This window comes from Echinicola sediminis, from assembly GCF_054777495.1.
Map to the genome: position 1 here is coordinate 41177 of NZ_BAAHAP010000026.1, position 26802 is coordinate 67978.

The following is a 26802-nucleotide window of genomic DNA, read 5'->3' on the forward strand; positions in this document are numbered from 1 at the left end:
CTTGTTATGTTTATTCAAATACTCTTTTGTAGAACCAACTGTTATCATTGATCGAGAAGCCTAGGGAAAATTTCACATAATTCTCCCGAACCAAGCCATTGTCTGTTGCACCTCTCTGTCCCAATTTTACCGCCAGATTCAGCAGCGATAAGTTGTTCATGGGAACTGAAGCTCCAAAATTAATGCCAATATCATTGACCTTATTTTGGTTGATCAGATATGGAGTCTGCTCGAATTCAATCCCGGCACGGAAAGTAGACCTCATGAAAATGCTTTCCAGTGAATAGATGTCAGGAACAAATTGCCCCCCTAGACCTATTTTAAAAGATTCTCCCAGGCCAGAGTTTTCCCCGGTAAAGGACCTATAATCCCTAAAATCTTGATGTTGAGCTTCAAGACCAATTACAAATTTATTAATTTTTTCGAAAGATACTCCATAACCTAATTTATTAGGTAGATAGATGTTGCCTTTTTCATTGTCAAAAATCAACTGGCCATTTGAATCAGGATCGTCTGCTTCACCAAAATCAGCCATCTTAGCAAACTGTTTTGCCGTGAGGTCCCCAAATACCTGATAGATGGCCCCAAAATTCAAACGGCTGCGGTCTCCCGTCCTGGCCTCATAATGAAGACCTCCTTTTAAGGAAAAATCATTTAAACTCGTGCGCTCATAGTATTCTGAAGAAATACCAGTCGGAACCCCATCCTCATCCTCCAGGGTCAGCTGCTGTCTTCTTATCGTAGCGCCAAATATGTAAGAGGTTTGAAGGCCTATATTCAGATTTTTAAAAAGCTCCAGTCCTGTGGACAGATAGACCTCACTGATGCCGCCGTTACCGTTGATTCGGTTGACTGAATTAAGGTTTGAATTGACTACTGGGCCGGTCACCAGGTGCTCATAATCCACTGAACTGATCTGGTTCAAGCCTAAGCCAACGGTCCATTTTCTGGGTTTGATAGGGAGTGAAACGGTTACATAGCTCAAGCCCCCGCCATCAAGCGTTGCCGAGCTGTTTTCCGTTTCAGCAGTGAACCGCTTATAGTTGAAAGCGGCTTGGAAGTTGAAAACGTTGTTTTTTACGGACAAAGCCGGATTGACCTGGTTGACGGACCAGGCATCACCATAACTGATACCCAGACCACCCATAGCCTGGTTTTGGGTAAGGCCGGAATTGTTCATGTCCCCAATTCCAATGGAACTATAGGAAGATGAACCTACCTGAGCGTTTACTTGGTTGAATATGAAAAAGGCGCAAAATACGCCAATCAGTTGCAGTCTAGTTTTTATCGGCATTGTAAATTAAAATTCTATTCAGTCCATGCAGGACCAAATTGGGGAGTACAAATATGTGGTCTTTTGTTAAGCTTTCAAAGAATTTTGCATCCCCTCCACAAATAAAGACCTTTAAATCTGGGTGTTTACTCAAATATTGGCTGATTACCCCTGCCACTTCATGCTTAATCCCGTGATAAACACCACTTTTAATCCCATTTATTGTATTGCGACCGACCAATTCCGGAACATTTTCTGTTTCAGAAAATGCTACTTCAGGTAGCCTGGCGGTCAATTTGCTCATGGCCTGAAACCTCATTTTGAAACCCGGGGAAATGGCTCCGCCCTGAAAAACACTTGCTTCATCTATAAAATCATAGGTGATACAAGTGCCCATATCTATGCTTAGGACAGGTGCAGAACCTGCCGTGCCCAATGCGCCGATCGCTGCAGCCAAACGGTCCAATCCAAGGGTGTGGGGAGTTTCATAACCGTTTTTGACAGGAATATCTACCCCGTTTTCCAAGTAAAGGAATTCAAAGGGCAGCATTACTTCAAGTTCCTCTTTTGCCCATCTCACAGAACTGATGATCGCCCGCTGATAAGACCATTTGGATATTGCCTGCAATAAGTCATCAATGTATTCCACAGTGCTCTCTTCCAAGAGCAGGTGGTCCTCAAATAAAGCTGACTTGATTCTGGTATTTCCAATATCTATAATGAGGTTCCGCAAATTTATCCGATCGCTTGATTTTCTTCCCTTTTGCTTGTGCCTATAAGCAAAAGTAAAAGGGAAGCCTAAATTTCGGGCCTAAAATAAGGATTTTAGGAACCGGGTTTGAATTCGACCAATTAAAATTATCTTTAACCCGACGATTTTAACAAACTTTAACCCTTATGGCGGATTCGCACACCTATCATATTTTGGGATTAATGTCCGGAACGTCCGGCGATGGATTGGATATGGCTTATGCCAGGTTGGTCTTTGATGGCCAATGGTCATTCACGATGCTGAATGCGACCACAATGGAATTCCCGTTGGATTTGGGCGCTCGTTTATCCAAAGCCCATCTGCTTTCCGGGGAACAGTTATGTCTACTGGACAGGGAGTTTGGGACCTGGATGGGCCAATGTGTCAAAATTTTTTGTGAAAAAGAGGGACTTTCGCCTGATGCAGTGGCCTCACATGGTCATACTGTCTTCCACCAACCTCAGAAAAGGCTCACCACCCAGATAGGCTGTGGGTGGAGTTTGATGCAGGCTTCTGGGTTGGCGGTGATCAATGATTTCAGAACCAGGGATGTACTTTTGGGCGGGCAGGGAGCCCCACTGGTACCGATAGGTGACCATTTTTTGTTTCCAGAGTATAATCTGTGTCTCAACCTAGGCGGGATTTCCAATATCTCTATGGTTACCAAGGGGCAAAGAGTGGCGTTTGATATTTCCCCATTCAATTTGCTATTGAACCATTTTGCTTCTAAAAAAGGCCTGGCCTACGATAATGGGGGACAGCTGGCAAGATCAGGAAAGGTGAATGCTCTGCTGTTGGAGAAATTGAACTCCTTACCGTTTTACACGCAACAGGGAGCCAAATCACTTGGTAGGGAAGATATCGAAACGGTTTTTCTACCCCTGCTAGAACAGGAAAATGATACTTCTGAAAATATACTGGCCACTTTGATAGCCCATTATTCCTTTCAGATAGCTAAAGTCTGTCTTGCTTATGAACAATCGCCCGACAGCAAGCTTTTAATTACGGGTGGTGGAGCCTATAATGATTATTTTGTGGAGCAACTGTCAGCGCTTCTGGTAGGGAAAATAGAGACCGTGGTGCCTGAACCTGAAATCGTGGAGTTTAAGGAAGCCCTGATTTTTGCCTTTCTGGGGGCGTTAAAATTAAGAAATGAAGTGAACACTATGGCCTCAGTGACAGGCGCCTCAAGAGATAGCTGCGGAGGGACCTTGTACATGCCCTAGCTTGATAGTGCAGTTTTATTTGTCAGTGAAACAATGTCGTTTTGGTTAAAACCTACCTATCCAGTAGCCTTTATCGGTTAAATACGACTATTTTCCTTGCCTATCGTCGAAGGCGGTAGATTTTGGATATTATCCTCTTTTTTCTGGACATTTTCATTAAATTGAAGCAAAATTTTGTCAATAGCTAAGTCTGTCTTAAAACATTGTCGGTTGGTTTGAGGACTTAAAAACCAGCGGTATATGTTTTATTATTAATAAGTGGGCTTGTTATAAAACCTAAAAACCTTAAAATGATCACTGAAATTGAAAGATCGGGTGTAAAAATAGCCCATGTAAGATTTTTTTATATTTTTGTGCAACCTAATCACCTTGGGTATGATTGAACTGCTCAAAAAGTTTGAGAACCAAAAACCTGAAATCGTTTTTGAATGGAATGACAGTGAGACCGAGGCTGAAGGATGGGCGGTGATCAATTCTTTGAGGGGAGGAGCTGCAGGAGGCGGCACTCGTATGAGAAAAGGATTGGACAGAAGAGAGGTCGAGTCTCTTGCAAAAACCATGGAAATCAAGTTTACCATTTCCGGTCCGCCCATTGGTGGGGCCAAGTCCGGGATCAACTTTGATCCATCGGATCCAAGGAAGAACCAGGTGCTCAAAAGATGGTATCAGGCCGTAATGCCGATTTTGAGAAACTATTATGGGACTGGAGGTGACCTTAATGTGGATGAAATCAATGAGGTCATTCCGATCACGGAATCCTTTGGACTGTGGCATCCCCAGGAGGGCATTGTAAACGGGCACTTTCATGCTACAGAGCCAGAAAAAATCCGGAAAATAGGGCAGCTGAGACAAGGGGTTTCCAAAGTTTTGGAAGATCCTCATTACACTCCTGACGGACCGAAGAAATATACCGTAGCTGATATGATTACCGGCTTTGGCGTAGCCGAATCAATCCGGCATTACTACAAACTCTGGGGAGGTAAGCTCAAAGGGAAGCGGGTCATCATCCAAGGCTGGGGAAATGTAGGTTCTGCTGCAGCTTGCTTTCTAGCGGTCGAGGGGGCAAAAATTGTCGCCATTATGGATAAAGATGGTGGGGTAATTAAGGAGGCTGGCTTTACACTTGACGAAGTACGCCAATTGTTTACTGGTAGAGAAGGCAATAAATTAGTTTCAGAGGAGTTGATACCATCTGAGGAAATGGACCAAAAGGTATGGGATCTTTCACACGAAATTTTTATTCCTGCCGCTGCTTCCAGGTTGATAAGCAAAGAAAAAATGGACAGGTTGATCCGGGCAGGGCTGGAGGTTATCTCATGTGGTGCCAATGTGCCCTTTGCTGACAAAGAAATTTTCTTTGGTCCGATCGGAATGGATGCGGACAACAGGGTGGCTGTCATTCCGGACTTTATTGCCAACTGCGGGATGGCCAGAACATTTGCCTACCTCATGTCCGAAGGGGCTTTGGTCACAGACAAGGCTATCTTTGAAGATGTCAGCAATACCATTTTGGGAGCTTTGGAAAAAACGTATAGTAGGCAACCTGCAAAAACAGGAATAGCCCAAAAGTCATTTGAAATAGCCTTAAATATTTTGTTACAAAAGTGATTCCTATGGTCATGAAGAAATGTTAACATAAAATTAATTTATTCCATCAATACCAGTTTGGTTTGGTGGGATCGGGCCAAATTCTGTACTTTAGGGGCGCTAAATTCCTCTTGGCTAAACCCTTAAAAGAAGACGAAATTTCAACTAAAAACCGAAACCTATTAATCTAATTTCATTTTAATGAAGAATATTATAATTGCTATTGGGATTGTTTGGGGAGCTATATTTTGTACAGCCCCTCTTTCAGCAATGGCTCAGAATGATCACCAACCTATAGAAACAGTCCAACATCGGGAAGTAACCGATGATAATCATCTTTCAGATACTGCGCATGACAGCGCAGATGCTGAAGGGCATGATGGAGAAGCTGAAGCGCATGGCCACGCGCCCGTCTGGCTGGTTATTCCATTTGTGGTGTTGCTTTTGATGATTGCTACAGGTCCCTTGTTTTACGAGCATTTTTGGCACCACAATTATCCAAAGGTGGCCATTGCTTTGGCGGCTTTAGTGGTCGGATACTATTTATTCGTCCTGCACAATGTCCATCATCCAGTGCATGCCCTGGCGGAATACCTACAGTTCATTGCCCTTTTGGCTTCGTTATACATTGCTTCTGGCGGTATTTTGATCGAAATAGACAAAAAATCCACTCCATTGGCGAATGTAGCCCTATTGCTAATAGGGGCTATCATTTCAAACCTGATAGGCACCACCGGTGCTTCTATGCTTTTGGTGAGACCGTTTATCCGACTGAATAAACATAATATACAGGCTTATCATATCATCTTCTTTATTTTTATGGTCAGCAACGTGGGAGGTTCACTTACGCCTATTGGTGACCCGCCATTGTTCTTGGGCTTTCTGAAAGGTATTCCGTTCTTCTGGACCTTGGAGCATAACTGGCCTGCTTGGATTTTGGCACTTGTGATTCTTGCCCTTGTATTCTATTTCATCGATAGGAAGCTCGGAAGGGCGAATGATGCCGAGGAAATCGATAAGACGGTCTACAGCAATAAAGTGTCCTTGATAGGTTCCAAAAACTTCCTATGGTTACTGGTGATCATCATTTCGGTTTTCCTTGATCCCAATGTGATCGACTGGGTGCCTGCGATCCATTATGACGGAGTGAAGTTTTCATTTATCCGGGAGACCATCATGTTTTCGGTAGCGTTCTTCTCCTACAAATTTGCTGATCAAAGGGCCATTAAGGGGAATGAGTTTAATTTTGAGCCCATACGGGAAGTAGCTTTTATCTTTATAGGTATTTTCGGTACCATGATGCCGGCCTTGGAGCTGGTGGGAGATTTTGCCAAGTCCCCTGAAGGATCAAAACTGATCACGCACAATACCCTATACTGGGGAACCGGTTTGCTTTCAGGCTTCTTGGACAATGCTCCTACCTACCTTAATTTCCTGGCGGCGGCGATGGCTTCCAAAGGGGCAAGTATAGGCGATGTGGAAATGGTAAGGGAATTTGCTATGGATGGTTATCATGATTCAGCCTTTGAGCTCATGGCGATCTCTCTGGCAGCCGTATTCTTTGGGGCGATGACCTACATAGGAAATGGACCCAATTTTATGGTGAAATCAATTGCCGAGCAGACAGGTATCAAAATGCCTTCTTTCTTTGGCTACATCATTCGGTTTTCCATCCCTATCTTATTGCCGGTGCTTATTATCGTATGGCTTGTTTTCTTCGCCATGGTCTGATGTGCCAGCTGGGGTTTGACACCAATAAAAAAGGCCTGACAACTAAATGTCAGGCCTTTTTTATTATCCGTTAGTAGGTGTTATTAGCTACCTAATTATTTTTCCTTCTATTTCTATTTCATTGGGTGAGAGAAACCATACTTTCTGATGCCCCTTCACTTGATAGTTTTCCATCAGTCCTTCCGCATTGATCTCAAGGTTGCCCTCTGAAGAGGAGCTGTAAAAGAGATTATCCGTTGCTGTTTTGAAATGAATGCTGCTGACCTCTTGGCTGCCTGGATGAAAATCGACGATTATTTCCTGTACCAGCCCTTTTTCTCCCGGCTTAAGGCTGTGGACCAATCTGTCTTTGTCCTCGGCCGTTTCGTAGGAAAGGCTAAGGGCTGTTTTGTTGATGTCAGCCTGGATAAACGCATCCAGTTCTTTTCTCCAATCTTCAGCATCGAGGCTTACGCTCGAGGCCGTTTTTTCCCCGTTTACCTCAGCGGTTTTATTAACCTTTGCGCCTTCAAGTTCTTGGATCTGTTCTTCCACGAAGTCCTTGAGAGGAAAGTATTTATTGATCTGGGTAGGATTTGCCAAGGGCTGCTTCTCTCCTCTATCACAGGAAAGCAGCAGCCCGCTAAGCAATAGTATTGAAAGTTGTTTCTTCAAAGTGTTTTATTTTAGCAACACATCACCTGTCATATCAGCAGGAATGGCAACACCCATCATTTTGAGGATGGTAGGGGCCAAATCACCCAATTTACCGTCCTTTACCTCCAGGTGATCATGTTTGTCAACCATAATACAAGGAACTAAGTTCGTGGTATGGGCAGTATTTGGAGAACCGTCTTCGTTGATCATCAGGTCGCTGTTACCATGATCGGCAATGACAATGACAGAATAGTCATTTTTTAAGGCGGTGGAGATGACGGATCCGCTGCATTCATCCACGGCTTCACAAGCTTTCACCGCCGCTTCAAACACCCCAGTATGGCCTACCATGTCAGCGTTGGCAAAGTTCAGGCAGACGAAATCCACTTCCTTTTTATCCAGTTCTGTGTTGATTTTTTTGGTAATCTCATAGGCGCTCATCTCAGGTTGCAGGTCATAGGTTGCCACCTTAGGGGAGCTGCAAAGGATCCTGGATTCCCCTTCAAATTCGGTTTCACGTCCACCGGAAAAGAAGAAGGTTACGTGAGGGTATTTTTCGGTTTCCGCAATTCTGATTTGCTTTTTGCCATTGGCAGCGAGCACCTCACCCAGCGTATTCTGAAGATTGTCTTTCCCGAAGATGATCTCCACACCTTTGAAGGTGTCGTCATAATTGGTAAAAGTGATATAGTGCAGGTCCAGTTTCTTCATTTTGTAATCCTCAAAATCCTCCTGGGTCAGCACTTGGGTAATTTCTCTTCCTCTGTCTGTTCTGAAGTTGAAGCAAATGACCACGTCACCTTCCTCTATAGTGGCAATGGCTTTGCCGTTGTCATCTACCTGAACGATCGGACGGATAAATTCATCTGTTACACCGTTGGCATAGGATTTTCGGATGGCCGAAAGGATGTCTTTTGACTTTTCTCCCTCTCCCAAAACCATAGCATCATAGGCCAGCTTTACTCTTTCCCATCGCTTGTCCCTGTCCATGGCATAATACCTGCCGATGACAGAGGCAATCTTTCCGGTAGACTGTTCACAGTGATTTTTCAGTTCTTCCAAAAAGCCCAAACCGCTTTTTGGGTCGGTATCTCTACCATCGGTGAAAGCATGGATATAAGCTTCATCAACACCGTTGGCTTTGGCTGCATCACAAAGCCCCATAAGGTGCTTGATATGTGCATGTACGCCACCATCTGAAACAAGGCCGATAAAGTGCACTTTTTTACCACCTTCCTTAGCAGCAGCAAAAGCCTTTTTCAAAACTGGATTTTCATTTAAATCTCCTTCATCCACTGCCTTATTGATTTTTACCAGATCTTGATAAACCACACGGCCTGCGCCAATATTCATATGACCCACCTCGGAATTTCCCATCTGACCTTCCGGCAAGCCTACCGCCAAACCAGAGGCGTCCAATCGGGAATGAGGGTATTTTTCAAAAAGACTGTCAATAATTGGTGTATTGGCTTTGTCAATAGCTGATACTTCAGGGTTGGTAGCTAGCCCCCAACCGTCCAAAATCATTAATAAAACTTTTTTATCCATGGGGCAAATATAAATATTTTAAACGCAATGATAGGAAATAACTTTGGCTTAAGCCATTTTACGCTTGACCATTTTTTCCCGATTTAAACGGCGTTTTCTTCTATTTTAAGCAAAAATTACTTTTTTTTGTTCACTTTAAGCATATCACATAACGAGCCGATGTTTTGGCTCAGAATTTGAGCTTTAAGAATCAATGAAAAATTTATTTACCCATACCATATATCTATTCTTTCTAGGCATGTTTATCTGCTTGGGGTCCACTTTGGCCCAGAGCAATAATGAAGAGGAGATCACCCTGTCTATCAAAGCAGGGTCCAGTAAGGAACTTTCCTCTCTCTTCGAAAACAATGTGGAACTGAACATCAATGGCAATGAGGGGGATTATTCCAAAAACCAGGCGGAACTCATCATCAGGGATTTTTTCAAAAAATTTCCTCCGGCAGACTTTGATATCGTCCATAAAGGTAAATCGGGCAACCAAATCAACTATTTTATAGGTACTTATAAAAGTGCCGGTTCAAATTTCAGGATGCTCATCAAGTGCAAAGCCGTAAAAGGAGAAAACAGGATTTATTCCATGGACATCAATAAGGAATAGTTGATGCCAAAAGGATGCGCTGTTCCATGGAATTTTGGGAGCTTCTTCTGGCCATTTGAAAGACAGCTTTCCTGAATTTTCTTAATTTTACGGTGTGAAAGAAAACTATTTAACCCAGGAAAATCTGGAGGCGTTTATACAGTCCGCCTTCAAGGAAGATGTAGGAGAAGGAGATCACTCCACTTTGGCAGCCATCCCCAAGGCTCAAATGGGCAAGGCTCAGTTGATTATCAAAGAGGATGGCATCATTGCAGGGCTTGAGCTCGCGAAAATGATATTTCATTCCTATGATGCTGACCTTGAAGTGGAACTGCTGATGGAAGATGGGCAGAAAGCCAAAAAGGGAGATATCGGACTTACCGTTGCTGGAAAAGCGGCTTCTATACTCACCACAGAAAGGCTGGTGTTGAACTGTATGCAAAGGATGAGCGGTATTGCTACCAAAACTGCCCAGCTTTCTGAATTGATTGCCCATACTAAAGCAAAACTACTGGACACCCGCAAGACCACGCCCAACTTCCGAATGTTGGAAAAATGGGCCGTTGCCATAGGTGGGGGAGAAAATCACCGTTTTGCCTTATATGATATGGTAATGCTCAAAGACAACCATATCGACTTTGCCGGAGGCATTGCTGCTGCCATCAACTCAACCAAGAAATATTTGAAGGAAAACCTCCTCGATCTGAAAATAGAGGTGGAAACCCGGAACCTGGGAGAAGTAAAGGAGGTGCTGGCTGTGGGGGGCATAGATGTGATCATGCTGGACAATATGAGCTATGATATGATGCGGGAAGCTGTAAAGATCATCGACGGTGTGGTGCCTACAGAAGCCTCTGGAGGGATTACTGAAGAGACATTAAAGGATGTGGCAGAGTGCGGTGTGGACTATATTTCGGTAGGAGCCCTTACCCACCATGTCAAAAGTCTGGACATCAGTTTGAAGGCCTATTGAGCCTTTGAGGCAGAAGCAAGCTTGATCTAGAGGAAAAAGGTCTATGGAAGCAAAGAATTATTTCATTCATTGTCTGGTCATACACAAACCAGAGGAGGGCTACAGATTGAGCCACCTTATCCATCAGGCCTGTGCGGAAGCTAAAACGATGGAAGTCCTTCCCTCTTGGGAAGAAGCGATCCAATACCTTAATTCAGGCCTTAAGGTGGACATGATCATTGGCAATTATGAATTGATCGACCTTCACCCTTTTGCGTTTGACAAAATGGACAAATTTATCCCCGTGGTATTTACCTCTGCCAAGCCTTTTGTCACTGAGAAAGCGTTCACGTTGAATTGCCTGGATTTTATCAATGACCATCCCACAGACGCAAGACTTGCCAAATCTTTTGAAAAGTACAAGCGACTGTATAGAAGTACCTCCAAACTCAGGCCCGCACAGGGCGGCCACTCCTTTCAGGCAGAGGATTCCCCCCAAAAGGCCAGGTTTCTGGTCAAAGATGGCGAGCAGCTATTTCATAAATCACAGGATGAGGTGGCTTTTTTTCTGGCGGACAAAGGCCAGACTTTTTTGGTGGAAATGGTAAGTGGGCATCACTATCTGTCCAATAAAAAACTGATGGAGCTGGAAGAGCTTCTGGATTCCAGGCAATTTTTCCGCATCAACAGGAGCGTGATTCTTAATATCAAGGCAATCGGGACCATCGAAAAATACACCAATAATAGATTAAAGATTACCCCTAAAGTCAACTATGGCGAGGAACTGATTGTAAGCAGGGAAAAAGTCAGTTCATTCAAAAAATGGGTCAACCAGTGAGGGGGGCGTTTCCCGCAGAGCTTGCAGATCGATGCAGCTTCTTTGTGACTGATTTTGCAGCATTTCAGAATACCTCAATAATAGTAGTCCATTGGTATAAAAGCGTATAATCAAATTTGGTAATTAGATCATGGGCGCACATTCAGAATTCATGATTCTAAATTTCACTAGCGAAATAAAAAAACATGAAGGAATGAAGGTATTAAGGACATGAAGCAAAAAAACAACCCTTAATCTTCCTTCACTTCTTAATGGTTAAACTCAGGTGCGATCGAGGGTTAAGTTAATTGTAATTTCCTTACCTAAACTTCATTATTTTCGGTTCTAATATTACTCGGCAAATTGTAGCTTCACTAGGTTAGCATAGAAGCCCCCTTCCTGTTCTGCCAACGATTCATGGTTGCCTTCTTCCACAATTTCACCGTCTTTCATGACATAGATTCGGTCCACTTTGCGGATCGTTGCCAACCTATGGGCAATGACAATGGTGGTTCTGTTTTTCATCAGTTCATCCAGCGCCTCCTGTACCAAAGCTTCCGATTCGGCATCCAGCGAAGAAGTGGCCTCGTCCAAGATCAGGATGGAAGGGTTCTTCAAGATGGCTCTGGCGATGGCGATGCGCTGTCTTTGTCCACCGGAGAGTTTTACCCCTCTTTCACCTACCAAGGTATCCAAGCCTTCGGGAAACTTCCCAATAAACTGCCAGGCATTGGCTTTTTTAGCAGCAAGGACTATTTCTTCTTCTGTCGCTTCCGGTTTGGCATAAGCAATATTTTCACGGATACTTCCACCAAACAAGAGCACTTCCTGTGGTACGATCCCGATGTTGGAGCGAAGCTGTTTCAGGTTCCATTCTTGGATCGGCTTTTCATCCACAGTGATTTCGCCAAAGTTGATCGGATAGAACTTCATCAGCAATTGAATGATGGTGGATTTGCCCGCACCGGAATGGCCCGCCAAAGCGATTTTTTCTCCTGATCGAATGGAAAGATTGACCTTCTTGAGTACATCCGCTTCCGGACGGGTGGGATAGTTGAAGCTGACATTTTTAAAACTGACATGGCCCTTTATCGCTGCATCCTGATAGTCTGCCAAAGATTCTTCGGGTTCTTCTTTCAGTATTTCCAACACGCGCTCAGAGGAACCGATGGCTTTTTGTACCTGTCCATAAATATCCCCAAGGCCCGCAATGGAGCCTCCGATAAAGGTAGTATAGAGGACAAAGGACACCAGGTCCCCGATGCTCATGGCTCCGGTACTGACCATCATGGCCCCATACCACATGACGGCTACGATCCCTCCAAATAGGGCAAAAATGATAAAGGAAATAAAAGCGCCTCTAAACCCTGCTGCTTTTAGTGCCACTCCCACTACCTTATTAAGTCCTTTTTGATAGCGGGCAGCCTCATAGGCTTCACCGGCAAAGGATTTTACGGTTGAAATAGATTGTAACGTTTCTTCGACGATCACATTGGCAGAAGCCAGTTCGTCCTGGGTTTCTTTAGAGAGTTTCCGGATAAACTTCCCAAATACCATGGCGATGATCACCAAAACCGGGAAGGTGGCCAGCATGAACAGGGTCAGCCTGGGGGTGGTCACAAATAGAAAGACCGTACCGGCAAGCAAGGTGATGATCTGGCGGAAAAGCTCGGCCAATGTTACGGAAAAAGTGTCCTGCAGCAAGCTTACATCCGAAGTGATCCTGCTGATCAGTTCACCTGTCCTACGCTTATCAAAAAAGCTCATGGGCAGACTGACCAATCTTTTGTACAAGGAGAGCCGGATGTCCCGCATGGATTTTTCACTGACCTGTGCAAAAAGCCACACTCTAAAGAAGGAAAATACACTCTGGACAAACAGTATTCCGATAAGCACCAGTGCAATGGTATTGATGTCATTAAAGATCCATTCTTTACCTTGTGCAGTGTCAATCAGTTTTCCCGCGACATAGGGAAAAGCCAATAGGGTAAGGCTGGAAAATAAAAGGAAAAAGAGCCCAACAATAAAAACGCCCTTGTACGGCAAAACAAAATTGAAAATCCCGATCAGCTTACGCAGGTTCTTTTTGTTCAGTTTTCTTTTTTCGTGTTCTTCCAGTGCTTTTCTCTTCTTTGCCATAACGGGTGAGTGACTTTCTACATTTGCGGCTACAAATGTACATGATTTGGTTCACAATTGATAACTATCCTGGTGTTCAAAGGTAAATACCGAATTTCCTGTGAACACTGCAGTGATTGCATTTTATTTTTCTTTTCGGAGAAAAACAGCCCCCATTCTCTTGATCCACTTTTTCTCTTTTTCCCAGAAAAACCTGAATTGCCCAAAAAGAAAACCATACATCAGGAGGAGGATTTGGTAAAGCGGCAGTACCAGCAATAGATAAACCACCGTTTTCCAAAATCCTCCCGAATGGAGGTCTACGCCCAAGAGGTCAAATATGGGCTGTTTGATGAAAAGTACGGTGGTGCCTGTGCAGGCAAAGGCCAGCAGCACCAACAGTACCTGCCATAGACTATCTAACTGCCACTTTTGCTGTAGTTTTTTGAGGTAATTAGGTTTTTTCATGATTTGATCATTTAAGGTGCCCGATGACTCCCTTCTGTGATAGCTCAATAAAATTGCATTCCTAAAGCAGCGTGTTATGGATAAAATCAGGGTTCTACCCTAAAAATCGGATAGCACATGTGTTCCTTTTCTTTCCAAGGGGAGTGCTGATAGACCCACATCAACTGTGCGGATCCGTTTTTGGCAAATTCCTCATCTTCTGCTTTCTTCTTTTCCAATTCTCTTTTTAAGGCTGGATTTTGGGCCAAATAATCTGCGGCCAAGTCTTCAAACACATAAGCCGAGTAGCCTTCCTTGGATTGAAGAATAGTGTCAAAGTAGTTCCAGGCAAAGAAACTGTCTTCGGCTTGGGGTTCCAGCACCTCCATGATATAATCATTCTCTTCCTGCTCCATAGGGAGCATCCAATCCCCAGCCCTCAGCTCGACCTCTCGGTGTACTTTTCTTACCGATACATTGGAATGAAGGTAATGTCCCTCATAAGGGCTTTTCAGGGTCTCAAAATCCTCCATATAATACACGCCTGCAGTCAAGGAGCTGTCGCTTTTTATCCGGAACATTTCCACTTTATTTCGCTGAAGGAGGGCTACCACCTCCTGCCATCCTTGGGGGATTATATAAAACGTGGGCTTTTTGATGGTGAGTGAGGGGGTATAGGTGTCATAAAAGTCCACTGTTATTTTATAAGGCTGGTTCCGGTCATAGAAAAGTCGTTGCTCTCCAGTAATCTCACTGGGCTTATAAGTCGATTTATATCCGTGGAACTCGATTTTGACAGGATCTTCTTTGACCAACTGGTAATTGAAATCAAAACTTTCTTTGAACCTGGCCGCATTGCGGTCCTTTTGTACCGCTGCCACTATTTTGTCTGCATCTTTTTGGAAGATGTCAGCATAAGACTCGAAAAGGGAATACATGCTTTTCACCCGTTGTTGGTAGGTTTTAAGCATATGGGCCTCGGGTACATAACTGATCGTGTGAAAAAGGGAGGTATATCCGCTGCTGTATCTTGGGGAATCCTTAAACTGTGACCAGCCTTTTTCCGGCACATCTCTCCAGACATTGACATAGGGCACTAAGGGAAAGCCTTTCCGCTTCATTTGATCAAACAGCCCTGGAGTCAACACTTCGTGCATGTACCTTCCCGCTTCACCGCCCAGCATATTATGCTGGGTTTCGATCAAGGTCATCACATGCTGATAGTCGGCCCCATTACTGGTGTGGGTATCGATAAATACATGTGGCTTCAGCCAATGAAAAATTTCCTGAAAACTGGCAGCATTTTGGGTGTCTGTTTTGATAAAATCCCTGTTCAGGTCGTAATTCCTGGCATTTCCCCTAAAACCATGTACCTCCGGTCCAACCTGATTGACGCGGGTGGTCGAATTCCTATTGAGATGGCCACCAATATTATAAACAGGTATAAAGGCCAAAACCACTTCTTCATTAAGGGTAGTTTTACCGAGAAGGATATCCCGCAGGTACATCATGGAGGCATCAATGCCCATGGGTTCTCCAGGGTGAATCCCATTATTGACCAAAACCACCAATCGCCCTGCTTTCTTCCAGCTCACTGGATCAAAGTGTTTTTTCCTGTCCAGGATGACCAAGTGCAAAGGCTTTCCGCTATCGGTGGGGCCCATTTCTTTGATCTGCACGGCATCAAATTCGGTTGCCAGCATCTGAAAATAGGCAATGACATCTTTGTATTCAGGCGTCTCTTGTCCTTTGGACATTTCAAAATGGGTAAGCCATTTTTCTTGGGCGGAAGCAGTAAAAATAGAGAAAGCCAGTAGGGATAGAAGGGCAATTCTTTTCATTTCGGTCGATTTAGATAATATCCCGGCAAGATAATTAATGTTAGCCTTAAGTTTAGCAGGGAAGTCCACGGTTGACAGTCGACTGTGGACAGTGGACCTAATTATAAAACAAAAAGCCGTTCCAAGGTTGGAACGGCTTGTGTTGATTTACCATTGGAACAACTCGTCGTTTAGTCGCTGCAGGGCTTCGTTTTTGTATTTGGAATCCACTAGGATGGAGACGTTGTTACGGCTACCACCGTAGGAAACCATTCTCAGAGGGAAGCTTTCTAAAGCGGCAACGACCTCTTTGATCATCCCGGTGTTTTCTGCTATCATATTGCCGGCTACACAGATGATGGATTGTTTATAATCCACTTCGGTATTGCCGAACTTGTCCAGTTCCAGAATGATCTCTTTGAGGTGGGTATCGTCGTCTATGGTCACGGAAACGGCCACTTCCGAGGTCGTGATCATATCGATCGGTGTTTTATATTTTTCAAATATCTCGAATACCTTTCTCAGGAATCCATAGGCCAAAAGCATTCTACTTGACTTGATTTTCACGGCAATGATTCCGTCTTTGGCGGCAATTGCCTTTACCCCTTTTCCAGTCTCTTCTCCGGTGATGGTGGTTCCTGCCGCTTCAGGCTGCATGGTGTTCAGCAGCTTCACTGGGATATTGTAGTTCTGGGCAGGCCAGATGGATGCAGGGTGAAGTATTTTAGCACCGAAGTAGGCAAGCTCTGCCGCCTCGTCGAATGAAAGCTGGGCGATGGGACGGGTTTTGTCCACGATCCTGGGATCGTTATTGTGCATCCCATCAATATCCGTCCAGATCTCCACCACGCTGGCCTTGATCGCAGCCCCTATCAGCGATGCGGTGTAATCACTGCCTCCTCGTTTCAGGTTATCCACCTCGTTGCGGTGGTTTTTGCAGATATAACCTTGGGTAACAAAGAGCGCATCCTTGTCATAGTTTTTCAGAATGGCCTTAAGTCGGTCACTGATTTTGGACAGTTCAGGCTCATTGTTTTCATCTATGCTCATGAATTCAAGAGCAGGGAGGAAAATAGCCGGTATGTCCTTTTCTTCCAGAAGGGTGTAGAAAAGCTTGGTGGATAGCAATTCTCCCTGGGCCAGGATATCACGGTTGATGGCTTCATTAAAGGAAATTTTGAGGATGATGTTCAAAAACTCAAAGTGCTCCTTAATGATTTTTTCTGCCTTCTTGCGGCCGGCTTCTGATTCCAGAAGCTGCTTATAAAACTCCAGGTAGTGGGCATGTAATGTATCAATTCTCTCTTTGGCAAGGTCTTTTTTGCCTTCAGCCAAGGCATCGCCTATCCCCACCAAGGCATTGGTGGTGCCGGACAAGGCAGAAAGTACCACGATTTTTCTATCTGAATCTCGGGTGATCAGGTCTTTTACCTGATGCATTCTTTCGGGTTTACCTACAGAGGTACCCCCAAACTTCATGATTTTCATGTGATTAGTTGATGTATGTTAATGGTTTGTTTTTTACTGGATTTTAAAATCCCAACATTTTGATGGCGGTGATGGCAGCTTCATCTCCTTTGTTGCCATGCTTGCCTCCTGCCCTGTCCAGGGCCTGTTGCTGGGTATTTGGGGTCAAAACACCAAAGATTACCGGTTTGTTGTACTTGAGCCCGACATTGGTAATGCCATGGGCCACTGCGTCACAGATAAAGTCAAAGTGCTTGGTTTCTCCTTGGATCACACAGCCGATGCAGATCACCGCATCGATTTCTTCTATCTCCGCCATCCATTGTGCGCCCAAAGAAAGTTCAAAAGAGCCCGGTACGTTTTTTCGGTAGATGTTTTCCTTTTGGGCACCGTGTTTTCTCAAGGTTTCCAACGCTCCTTCGTAAAGGGACTCGGTGACTTCCTCGTTCCACTCGGAAACGACTATCCCGAATTTTCTTTCGCTAATATCAATAATATTCTTATCCGAGTGCTGGCTAAGGTTTTTTAGAGATGTTGCCATTTTTTACTATTGGTTAATGGTTTTCCTGTTAGGTATAAACACAAAAAAAGTAAGACCTTTTGGGCCTTACTCTTCAAAATGCTGTATATCACAATGCATTACTTAGAAGCAAGGCCCTCCAAGCGCGCTTTGTGCTTTCGTGCTAATGTATATTCGTAAGATTCCGGATACTCGTTTTCGATGGTACTGTAGGTGTTTACCGCCTTCTCTATTTGTCCTGCAGCTTCATAGGCTATGGCCAGCTTGTTCAGGTAGATAGGGGTAAAATATTTGTTTTCCTTATAGTCCACAGCTTTTTCATAGGCACTGATGGCTTTGTCATTTTGCCCCAATTCTATGTATGCATCTCCCAACAGGGCATAAGCTTTGGCCTGTACAAAGAAATCATCCGCTGAAAATTTCTCTAAATGGTCCACTGCTTTTTGGTACTCCCCTTGACCCAGATAGATAGATCCGGTATAGAAGTTTGCAAGGTTGGCTGAATTGGTGCCACTGTATTCGTCCAATATTTCAAGGAAACCAAGATGAACACCATCCCCGTTCAAGGCATAGTCCAAACTGTCCTGCTCATAATAATATACTGCCTGGAACATTTTCCCTTGGGCGGTTTTGTCCTTGTTGGCCGTATTGAACTGGAAGTACAGTATACCGGCAATCGCAATAATACCGGCTATAATAATGCCTCCGACAATTTTTGAGTTTTTCTTGATGAATATCTCGCCTTTCCCAAGTGATTCAGCAATTGCTTCTGGGCTTTCAAGCAGCTCATTATGTTGTTCCTCCTGAGCCGGCTCCTTTTTGATCTCTTTCTTAACCATTCTTTTGAAATTTCAGTCGCAAATATAACAGTTTTAGTCAATTCGCAAACTATAAGAAAAAAGTCAGCTAGTTAAGTGCGGTGTTTACACGTAAAGCTGACTTTTCATCAATGAGGTATCTTATTCCATTACAAAAGGATAATCCTCTTGCATATAAACGTCTTCAAACGCTTTTTGACCGTCAGGCCAAGGAGATTCTTCAGCAAATTTCACCGCTTCGGTCACTTGCTTCTTCACTTTCGCGTCGATTTCCTTGATCTCCTCTTCAGTCAGGATTTCGTTTTCCAAGATGGTTTGTTTCACCTGCTCGATAGGATCCTTGGCTTTGTACTCTTCCACCTCTTCGCGGGTTCTGTACTTTTGGGGATCTGACATGGAGTGGCCTTTGTAACGGTAAGTTCTGAACTCCAACAAAGTTGGGCCATCACCTTTTCTTGCTCTCTCCGCAGCTTCAGAAACTGCTTCATGAACTGCCTCTACATTCATGCCGTCCACGGCAAATGATGGCATATCATAGGATTCGCCAAGAGTGGAAAGGTCTTCCACATTGGAGGAGCGGCTGACCGCAGTACCCATGGCGTAACCGTTGTTTTCAATCACAAAGATCACCGGCGTCTTGTAAAGCATGGCCAGGTTAAAGGCTTCGTGAACAGCTCCCTGTCTTACAGCACCGTCACCCATATGGCAGATGCAAAGGTTTTTGGTGCCTTTGTATTTTTCTGCAAAACCAATCCCCAAGCCCATAGGTACCTGAGCACCTACGATACCATGGCCACCCATAAAGTTTCTTTCTTTATCGAAGATGTGCATGGAACCGCCTTTTCCTTTGGTGGTACCGGTAGCTTTTCCATAAAGCTCGGCCATTACTGCTCCCGGATCAGTTCCCAATCCTAGCGGATGGGCATGGTCACGGTATGCGGTAATCCATTTATCGTCTTTATCAAGTGCAGTGATTGCTCCTGCTGCACAAGCTTCCTGTCCTATGTATAGGTGACAAAAACCTCTGATTTTTTGTTGGCCGTATAGTTGGCCTGCCTTTTCTTCAAACCTCCTCATGAGCAACATGCTCTCATACCAATATGCGTAGGTATCTTTGGAGTATTTTACTTTGGATTTAGTGGTTGTCGAACTCTTTTTCGCCATATCGGTTAATTGTAAAATATGCATTTTTCGGGGCTCAAATATAAATAAGTATTCACTGATTAGCAAAGGCTTTTGCGAATCTGAAAAGCACAATCCTTAAATTTACCCCTTTTATTGCCCTATAATTTTTGGAAAAGAAGTCGTTTTGTTCGAATTAGGGGTAAATTATACTGTGGTTAAATACCGTTGTTCTTTATTTTGTTGCCCAAAATAATCCTGATTTTTCAGTTATGCTCCCGATAGCTTAGAATTCGGGATAGACAAGAAGCCATGTGCAGCGTAGCGGGGCAGTGGCCTAAATAGTTATTGTCCCTCTGGCCATTCCCGTAAAGCAAAGGATCGGACAGGTTCAATACGCCTGCTCACGGTTAGCCTAACACCCGTATTGTTTACTTAGAAAAAGAGCACTATTCTTCATCTTTTTTAAGCCCGGCACTTAGAATCAGTCCCCTTCTTTCTGCATAAAATCCGGGAAACCGCTTTCGGTCCATTTCACTACTCTTGCCCTAGTGGCGCGGTTGGGGTCGGAGAGTTCATGGCCTTGGATTTCTTTATAGTCCCGGGCATGGTAGATCATGATAAGGCTTTCTCCATCCTCTGATGTGGTAAAGGAATTGTGTCCAGGGCCATATCTTTTCACCTCCTCATTGGAATAAAAAACCGGGCCTGGTGACTTGTGCCAGTTATTGATGTCCATTAGATCAGCCTCTTCATCTATCCATAATAGGCCCATGCAATAATTGTCATTGGTGGCACTGGCAGAATAAGTCACAAAGATTTTGCCCTTGTGCTTGATTACTGCAGGTCCTTCATTGACATTGTATTTTACCTTTTCCCAGCTAAATTCCGGTTGGGTAAGCACCAGTTCCGGTCCGGTCAGCGTGGTAGGATCCTGCATTTCGGACATCACTAAGCCTGTTCCATGGTCACCGCCCATTACATTTTGGGCCCATATCATGTATCTCTTGCCTTTATGCTCAAAGGTGGTGGCGTCCAGGGAAAAGGATGCTATGTCGGTCATGATCCTTCCTTCCTCTTTCCATTCACCTTCCATGGGGTTGTCAGAGGTGTTGGATAAGGCCCACATGCGGATGTTCCAGATATTTTCCGCCTCACCGGCCGCGAAGTAAATGTACCATTTACCGTCTATCCTATGCAGTTCCGGTGCCCAAATATGGTGGCCCATCACGCCTTTTTCATGTTTGTGCCATACGGCCTTTTCTTTGGCATCCCTTAGTCCATTGATGCTGCTGGCTTGCCTGATGACAATCCGGTCATATTCGGGTACAGTAGCTATGAGGTAATAGGTGCCATCCTCGGCCTTATGCACCCAGGGGTCGGCCCGCTGTTCGGCTATGGGGTTGTCAAAGGTCAGTTGCTGTGAAAATAGGGGGCTGGATAAGGCAAAAGCCATTACCAGTGCCATGCAGATTTTTTGTAAATACATCATCGGGTTCTTTTGGTTCTACTCTACGGTAACTATCCATCAAAACGGATCCGATGTAAATTTAGTGTAATTTTGACATTTAAAAAGGGTTTATCGGGAAAACCTTGCCATGGCTATGTGGCGAAAGCTGATTACTTTAAACCAATTATAGTTAAATTGTCAAACAAACCAGCTTTTTATCGCATTACTTTCAGGGGATTCCAAAAAGGGCAAGGCTTCTTCAAAATTGATTGCTTTTTTTATCAAAAGTTCATCAATTTTTTGTCTGCCCACCCTAAGATTACCTCTGTCAATAACGGCCAGTTTATCTACCATTTCATTACTATACATGCCCAAAAGGTAAGCATCATAAGCGATGGCTTTAAATACAGGCTGCTCATTCATTTTTAGGTACAAAGGATGCTCTTTTTTCAAGGATATTGGGCCATTTTCAAAAAAATAGTCCATGTACTTCTGTACCATCTCATCCAAAACAATGGTTTCTTGGCAGTGCTTCCAAAATGGCGTATCCATCTGCCGGTTATATTTGAAATGGACAGCGATGAAGTTCTTTACATTATCCCAAGCAGTATTGATTTTTTTGTTGAATGTTTCATTTGTTGCATCAATATTCGTTTCAGCAGATAGAAGGCTCTTTTTGAATTTTCTTAGGTGAAAAAGAACCATATGAATACCGGTGGACTCCAGCGGTTCCACAAAACCAAAAGAGTTACCGATGGCCAATACATTCTTTTTCCATGCCTTCTCATGTCTTCCTGCCCTAAATTTGATCATCTTTTCCTCATTGACCCAATCACAAAAAGGGCGCATTTCCGATATGGCCTCTTCTTGACTACAGAATTGATCCGAAAAAACATAGCCTAGGTGGTTTTCTCCTTGGACAGGTGTCTGCCACATCCAGCCGTATTTCATGGTTTTGGCCGTGGTATAATTGGCAATGCCTCCTTTATGTTTTGCCTGGCCTATTATGGCACTATTGGTTTTTAGGCTTTGATCGTAATCAACAAATGGGCAGCCCAAGCTTTTTTCCAATAGGAAGGAGGAGAAGCCAGAACAATCGATGTAAAAATCGTATTGGTATTTTTCCCCAGTTTCGGTCACAAGCTGGCTTATTCCCGCTTCATCTATTTCTGCACCGGTGATTTTGGCATCGATATGCTTACAATTAAATTCCTCCAGTTTTGACTGTAAAAATCTTACCAATAGTGCATTGTCAATATGAAAAGCATAGGCACCATTCTTTGGGAAATGTTTGAAACCATTATCGCCCTTCATAATGGGTACTTTATTGGCTTCCATCAAGCGGGAGGAAAGATTGCAATGGTTATAATTGGCATATTCCTCAATGGAAAAATCATTGAATAATCCCCCAAAAGGAAAATTGAAATAATAATCGCCAGGGTACCCCCATTGAAACTTGACCCCCAGCTTTATGGTGGGTTTTATCTTTCTAAATATCTCCTCTACCGAAAAGCCCAAGTCATGGTATAAGAAAGTGATCATGGCCTGAGTAGTGGCTTCTCCTACACCGATAATGGGAATATCCGAACTTTCTATCAGTGTAATTTCCTTATCTGGAAACTGCTTCTTGAGATACAGAGCAGAAAAATAACCGGCACTTCCACCACCCAGGATACCTATGCTATTAATGGAGTCTATAAACATTATCTAAGATGCTTTAATTAGATCAATCCTGCTTTTCTAAAAAACCTTTTTCCACCATTTCCTGAATAAAATTGTACAGCTCTTTTTGGATTTGCACAGGATCTCCTTCGTACATTTCTAAAAAAATATCATACAGGGATGAGATACTGGCAGGCTTTTCCAGTTGTTTCCATACCTGTCCGCCGGTTTCATTCAAAGAAGAATAATCTCCTGATTCAATATTCATTAGTACCATTTCTTCATGAACTTCGGTAAATACATAAATTTCGTTCCGTTTTACTTGAGTAGTTGGTTTCATATGATCCTGTTTTTTGTAAAGTGTTGACAAATAAAGAACTAATTCCCTATTGATTATTTTAGTGTTTCGTCGCTAGGTAGATTAATTTCATGTAAGTTTCCAATTTTTTTCCAATTTCTAAATATGAAATTTTGTTTTCCATAGTGTCCATGTTAAAATATTTTCTTAACGTTTCAGACTCTTTTTTTGCATTTAGCTTTTTCCTTAGCATGTATTTATTATCCTCATATAACCTATAGTAGTACGGAGTGGTTGGAACCCTGCTTTGAAGGTTATTAATCACCGAACTAGGCAACAAAGGTTTTACTAATTTTGAAAATAAATAACGGTATTCCCCGGATGGCGCAAAGGTTTCTAAAGGAAGGTTAATCACGTAGCTGACCAATCGCACATCTATTAATGGGAAACGATAATCGACTTTGAAGTGCTTACCAATAATTACGTGGTCCACTGTTCTTTTGTAAGTAGAGAAACGTATAAACTCTCGTATTAAGCGTTCTTTTAGTGTGTCAGTATGCAAACGAAAAAATAAAGGAAATGGCACTTGCCTTAAATTAAACTCACTTATCCACCTCTCCTGAAGTAGCCCATAATCCAATATTCGCTTATGTTCATGGAGTTGTTTCGCGTTTATTTTTTTCGGACGGTTTCTTATAAGCTGGTATATAAAACTAAGAAATTGACGAAAAGGCGATTTATCTTGCTTTTGCAAACTTTTCCAGAGCTTAATATATTTTCTCTGGTAGGCATAGCTATTTACAAAACCCGTAAGTTGATGTGTCACAGCTTGGTCTCCTCCCCAACCCGATAAGATCGTTCCTACTCCATCACTTTGAGTATATTTTAAGTAGCTGCTGCAAATTAAAGGGACATTATTTTCACTATATTCATCATATACCGTTAACATCAGCTGTATTAATTCTTCTACGTTAACGTCTTCTTCATTAACTACCCTCAGCCATTTTGCAATGTCGTGTTTTTGACATACTTCCTTTACAATTTGTGAATCGTCCTTTTTATCGTAAAGGTTTGTAGATTTTTCAGGTTTTCCATGAGAATAGGTATAAAATTCTTTTCCCTTGCCCAACTCTTCCATCGCGAGGCTAACAATCCCTGAGGAATCAAGTCCCCCACTTAATTCTGCCCCCACTTTTTTATAAGATCTTAATCGGTCTTTTACACTTCTACGAACCAATCTGTTAAATTCAGCCTCCTGTTCCTCCCTTGTGGGGGGGATTTTCACTTTTTCCTTGTAAATGTTCCAGTACTCCTGTAAGTTTAGCTGGCCTTTCTCCCAAGTCATGCTGCATCCTGGGGCCAAGGCCTTGACGCTTTTGTAAAGACCATCTGTGAAGGGAAGCTCTAAATAGGAAAACAAACTGACTATATGCGCATCATTTAATTCTCTATCGCAATTTTCGGCTGTCAAGATTCCCTTCTGCTCTGAAGCAAAGACAAGCTCTCCGTTAATTATAGAATAATAAAATGGGCGAACTCCAAAATGATCCCTTGCTGCGAACACTTCGTGGGATTGAGTGTCGTAAACTACAAAAGCGAAATCACCAATTAAGTGTTTAGGTGCATTACTCCCCCATTTCTCATAAGCAAAAGCAATAAAAGCTGTATCAGAGTACCCTGATTGATTTTCGATAGAAAGTTGTTTTGCCAGTTCATCTCTGTTGTCTATTCTACAATCTGCAAATACCACATGATTTTTATGGATATAAGGATTGGGAGAAGCCGGTGATTCCGGAACATTAAAAAGCTCCAATACTGCTCCTGAAAAGTGATTACTATTGAATTCCCCTATTCTGTCGGCTTTCCAATGGGAAAGTACCTCCTCCTGTTCTGATAATCTTACTACATCCCCTGTGGATCCATAAATGACTGACATATACTAAGCAATAAATTCTGCGGTTTGATAAAGGTCTGTTATTAAAAAAGGTAAAGTTAGTGCATGGTAGTTCCTAAGTACAAAATGTGAGGCTAGGTGATGCTGATTAAAATATTGAAGTATGAGGAATTGGATAAAAAGTAAACTACCGCTTTTCTGATGATTAATTATTATGCCAGGATAAAAATCCCGGCATAATAATCTTGCATACATTCTTCAGTTTTTTGTTAAGATGAAATAAAGTAATTTGCATCCTCAAAAGTATTAGCCATAGGTCCACCTTTTACGTTGATGTTTTCTTGTTTAATTTCAGGTGCCACCCATTGTTTTTTTTCGTTTTCCTTCATGATAAAAATAATTAATAGAATTTGTTTATAATATGATGAGTGTAAAAATAATATTAATTAGGTATTAAATGCAAATATATGTGTTGAAAAATATATTTATTGTATCCTTTATGGGAAAAGTAATTGGGAAAAAAAATGAGAAAAAGTAAAATTCGGTATATATGTAGGTGGATTGGATTTCTTTAAGGAATAATATTTTGTTTTTTGGTGTTTTTGTTTTTGAAAAAGTAGGTTGCTAAAATAACCTGCTTTTGATTTAGAACTGGGAAGTAAGTATTTTTGAACTTTAATTTAAGATACTTTCCAGATTATTAAGAAGATGTCCTCTAAATCTCCTAAAAGTGAAATGCTATTTATGATAGCTCTTATAATAAGCTTAGTGCTAAAAATCGTTCTTAAGATAATGCCCTATAGGTATAGAAGGGTACTACAAGGAAAGCTTCATCAAAAAGTTCAACAAGACCATTCCAAAGAACAAAAGCAGAAAATTTCAGCCATAAAAAATATAATGTTGCAATTTGAAAAGTACCCTTTGTGGAAAGCTGAATGTTATAATCTTGCTTTAACGGCGAAAATGCTACTGAAGATAGTGGGTGTAAAAAGTACCATTTACATTGGTGTTAAAAAGCTGTCAAAAGATGAATTCACGGGACATGCTTGGTTAATGATTGGAGATGATTTTATAGTGGGGGGAGAAATTTCTCCTGATTATAACGTTTTAAGCTTTTATTCCTAAAATTCAAGTCGTTTCAAAATTTTATCATCTTGATTTTAATCCGACCAAGGAGTGCTAAGGAACTAATTGGAAATCTTTGAAGTCAAAAAAGGTAAAAAAACTTCAAGGAACTTTCTAGTAGTATTGTTGCCTAGTTCAAATGCCATTTTAAATTAGGTTTTCGACATAGTTTCCAAAGTCCTCAATATTGCTTTTTTCTTTATCTCTGGAAACTTCAATAACCTGTACTTTTTTTGCTATTATTGACAGCATATTGAACGTATTAAAATCATTATTATATGAAGCATCAAACTTGTGCCTGTAAATATTATCGTGTAAGGCTATGATAGCTTTTAACCCTGTTAAATATTGATGAGTGTATGTGGTGTTCATTTCAGTAGGATTAAGCACAATGATTTTTTTGACAGGTAGTTCCTCAGTGGAAAACTCTTCGTGAAAATAGATCCCATGCTTATTTTTATTATCCTTCAGCACGTGATTTTTTTTCAATCTATCATCATTAAGATTTGATATGGAATTGGAAAATAGTTTGATCATGGGATACGATGCACTTACCATAAAAGAATCTTTTGTACTATCATTCTTTTGGAATACGACCACATCATCGCTAAACAATTGATAACCTCGCCTTCTCAGTTCTGAAACCAATGTAGATTTACCAGTCCCTGAATGACCCATTATTAATAGCAAATCCTTTTTGTTTGTTATTATAGCGCCTGCATGAAAAGGTACAGAGCTTCTCTGAAATAATAGTCCTGCGAATGCATTGCTAAGCATAAACAATCTGACTGAAGCAAGATCTGCGTTGCTTTTAGGTTGTACAATAATCTTATTCCCATTGCTAATATGATAAGAAGCTATTTTAGGGATTTCAAATAGAAATTCCGATGAATTTAATTTTCCCTCTGGAAAAGTGGCAGCTGGCTCATTTGCCAATTGGTTTGGAACCTTTCCTATCTCTTT

23 protein-coding genes are annotated in these 26802 nt (G+C 42.4%); 7 read left to right on the top strand and 16 right to left on the bottom strand.

Annotated features, from left to right (window positions below):
* Positions 1-10 precede the first annotated feature (10 nt).
* Complete coding sequence (locus ACYVAA_RS08995) at positions 11-1294, bottom strand: hypothetical protein (protein WP_460540709.1); 1284 nt, start codon at positions 1292-1294, stop codon at positions 11-13.
* A complete protein-coding gene (locus tag ACYVAA_RS09000; protein ID WP_460540711.1) occupies positions 1278-2006 on the bottom strand; it encodes a type III pantothenate kinase in 729 nt (242 codons plus the stop codon). The genes ACYVAA_RS08995 and ACYVAA_RS09000 overlap by 17 nt, the downstream gene beginning before the upstream one ends.
* Before the next feature lie 164 nt (positions 2007-2170).
* On the opposite strand from ACYVAA_RS09000, the gene ACYVAA_RS09005 reads away from it, so the two are divergent.
* The 3 genes from ACYVAA_RS09005 (at position 2171) to ACYVAA_RS09015 (ending at position 6568) form a co-directional block, all read left to right on the top strand.
* Entirely contained in the window at positions 2171-3250 is a 1080-nt protein-coding gene (locus ACYVAA_RS09005) for an anhydro-N-acetylmuramic acid kinase (RefSeq protein WP_460540713.1), read from the top strand.
* A 375-nt stretch (positions 3251-3625) separates the two neighbouring features.
* Positions 3626-4858: a Glu/Leu/Phe/Val dehydrogenase gene (locus ACYVAA_RS09010; protein ID WP_460540715.1), complete on the top strand. Its 1233-nt coding sequence runs from the start codon at positions 3626-3628 to the stop codon at positions 4856-4858.
* Positions 4859-5038: 180 nt separating this feature from the next.
* Positions 5039-6568, top strand: a complete 1530-nt coding sequence (locus tag ACYVAA_RS09015) for a sodium:proton antiporter (RefSeq protein ID WP_460540717.1) — start codon at positions 5039-5041, stop codon at positions 6566-6568.
* 87 nt (positions 6569-6655) lie between these two features.
* On the opposite strand, the gene ACYVAA_RS09020 is transcribed toward ACYVAA_RS09015, so the two are convergent.
* On the bottom strand, positions 6656-7222 hold the full coding sequence (locus ACYVAA_RS09020) for a hypothetical protein (protein WP_460540719.1): 567 nt from the start codon (positions 7220-7222) through the stop codon (positions 6656-6658).
* A gap of 6 nt (positions 7223-7228) precedes the next feature.
* On the bottom strand, positions 7229-8752 hold the full coding sequence (gpmI, locus tag ACYVAA_RS09025; RefSeq protein WP_460540721.1) for a 2,3-bisphosphoglycerate-independent phosphoglycerate mutase: 1524 nt from the start codon (positions 8750-8752) through the stop codon (positions 7229-7231).
* A gap of 193 nt (positions 8753-8945) precedes the next feature.
* On the opposite strand from gpmI, the gene ACYVAA_RS09030 reads away from it, so the two are divergent.
* The 3 genes from ACYVAA_RS09030 to ACYVAA_RS09040 all read left to right on the top strand — a co-directional run bounded on the left by ACYVAA_RS09030 (position 8946) and on the right by ACYVAA_RS09040 (position 11119).
* Positions 8946-9350, top strand: coding sequence for a DUF4783 domain-containing protein (locus ACYVAA_RS09030; protein WP_460540723.1), 405 nt, complete (start codon positions 8946-8948; stop codon positions 9348-9350).
* Positions 9351-9444: 94 nt separating this feature from the next.
* Complete coding sequence (gene nadC / locus ACYVAA_RS09035) at positions 9445-10302, top strand: nicotinate-nucleotide diphosphorylase (protein WP_460540725.1); 858 nt, start codon at positions 9445-9447, stop codon at positions 10300-10302.
* A gap of 43 nt (positions 10303-10345) precedes the next feature.
* A complete protein-coding gene (locus tag ACYVAA_RS09040) occupies positions 10346-11119 on the top strand; it encodes a LytR/AlgR family response regulator transcription factor (RefSeq protein WP_460540727.1) in 774 nt (257 codons plus the stop codon).
* A gap of 330 nt (positions 11120-11449) precedes the next feature.
* Here ACYVAA_RS09040 and ACYVAA_RS09045 read toward each other — a convergent pair whose 3' ends face one another.
* From ACYVAA_RS09045 to ACYVAA_RS09095, 11 genes are all read right to left on the bottom strand, one after another.
* Positions 11450-13237, bottom strand: coding sequence for an ABC transporter ATP-binding protein (locus ACYVAA_RS09045; protein WP_460540729.1), 1788 nt, complete (start codon positions 13235-13237; stop codon positions 11450-11452).
* A 123-nt stretch (positions 13238-13360) separates the two neighbouring features.
* Positions 13361-13684 carry a DUF6787 family protein gene (locus tag ACYVAA_RS09050; protein WP_460540731.1) on the bottom strand — a complete coding sequence of 108 codons (324 nt, stop codon included), beginning with the start codon at positions 13682-13684 and terminating at the stop codon, positions 13361-13363.
* A gap of 86 nt (positions 13685-13770) precedes the next feature.
* A complete protein-coding gene (locus tag ACYVAA_RS09055) occupies positions 13771-15504 on the bottom strand; it encodes a M14 family metallopeptidase (RefSeq protein ID WP_460540733.1) in 1734 nt (577 codons plus the stop codon).
* A 147-nt stretch (positions 15505-15651) separates the two neighbouring features.
* On the bottom strand, positions 15652-16971 hold the full coding sequence (locus ACYVAA_RS09060) for an aspartate kinase (RefSeq protein ID WP_460540735.1): 1320 nt from the start codon (positions 16969-16971) through the stop codon (positions 15652-15654).
* Between the two features lie 43 nt (positions 16972-17014).
* Positions 17015-17491, bottom strand: a complete 477-nt coding sequence (gene ribH, locus ACYVAA_RS09065) for a 6,7-dimethyl-8-ribityllumazine synthase (RefSeq protein WP_460540737.1) — start codon at positions 17489-17491, stop codon at positions 17015-17017.
* A gap of 98 nt (positions 17492-17589) precedes the next feature.
* Positions 17590-18309, bottom strand: a complete 720-nt coding sequence (locus ACYVAA_RS09070) for a tetratricopeptide repeat protein (protein WP_460540739.1) — start codon at positions 18307-18309, stop codon at positions 17590-17592.
* A 120-nt stretch (positions 18310-18429) separates the two neighbouring features.
* Positions 18430-19452 (bottom strand): pyruvate dehydrogenase (acetyl-transferring) E1 component subunit alpha, encoded by a 1023-nt coding sequence (pdhA, locus tag ACYVAA_RS09075; protein WP_460540741.1) that lies wholly within the window; start codon positions 19450-19452, stop codon positions 18430-18432.
* Positions 19453-19894: 442 nt separating this feature from the next.
* Positions 19895-20902 carry a glycoside hydrolase family 43 protein gene (locus ACYVAA_RS09080; protein ID WP_460540744.1) on the bottom strand — a complete coding sequence of 336 codons (1008 nt, stop codon included), beginning with the start codon at positions 20900-20902 and terminating at the stop codon, positions 19895-19897.
* A gap of 156 nt (positions 20903-21058) precedes the next feature.
* The gene (locus tag ACYVAA_RS09085) at positions 21059-22564 is read right to left on the bottom strand and encodes a tryptophan halogenase family protein (protein ID WP_460540746.1); all 1506 of its coding nucleotides are present in this window, start codon (positions 22562-22564) and stop codon (positions 21059-21061) included.
* A gap of 22 nt (positions 22565-22586) precedes the next feature.
* Positions 22587-22862 carry a PqqD family protein gene (locus ACYVAA_RS09090; RefSeq protein WP_460540748.1) on the bottom strand — a complete coding sequence of 92 codons (276 nt, stop codon included), beginning with the start codon at positions 22860-22862 and terminating at the stop codon, positions 22587-22589.
* A gap of 58 nt (positions 22863-22920) precedes the next feature.
* On the bottom strand, positions 22921-24756 hold the full coding sequence (locus tag ACYVAA_RS09095; RefSeq protein ID WP_460540750.1) for an asparagine synthetase B family protein: 1836 nt from the start codon (positions 24754-24756) through the stop codon (positions 22921-22923).
* 666 nt (positions 24757-25422) lie between these two features.
* Between ACYVAA_RS09095 and ACYVAA_RS09100 the strand changes: the two genes are divergently transcribed.
* Complete coding sequence (locus ACYVAA_RS09100) at positions 25423-25839, top strand: transglutaminase-like domain-containing protein (RefSeq protein WP_460540752.1); 417 nt, start codon at positions 25423-25425, stop codon at positions 25837-25839.
* A gap of 147 nt (positions 25840-25986) precedes the next feature.
* Here the strand turns inward: ACYVAA_RS09100 and ACYVAA_RS09105 are convergent.
* Positions 25987-26802: ATP-binding protein (locus tag ACYVAA_RS09105; protein WP_460540754.1), on the bottom strand; the 816-nt coding region annotated here is incomplete at its 5' end.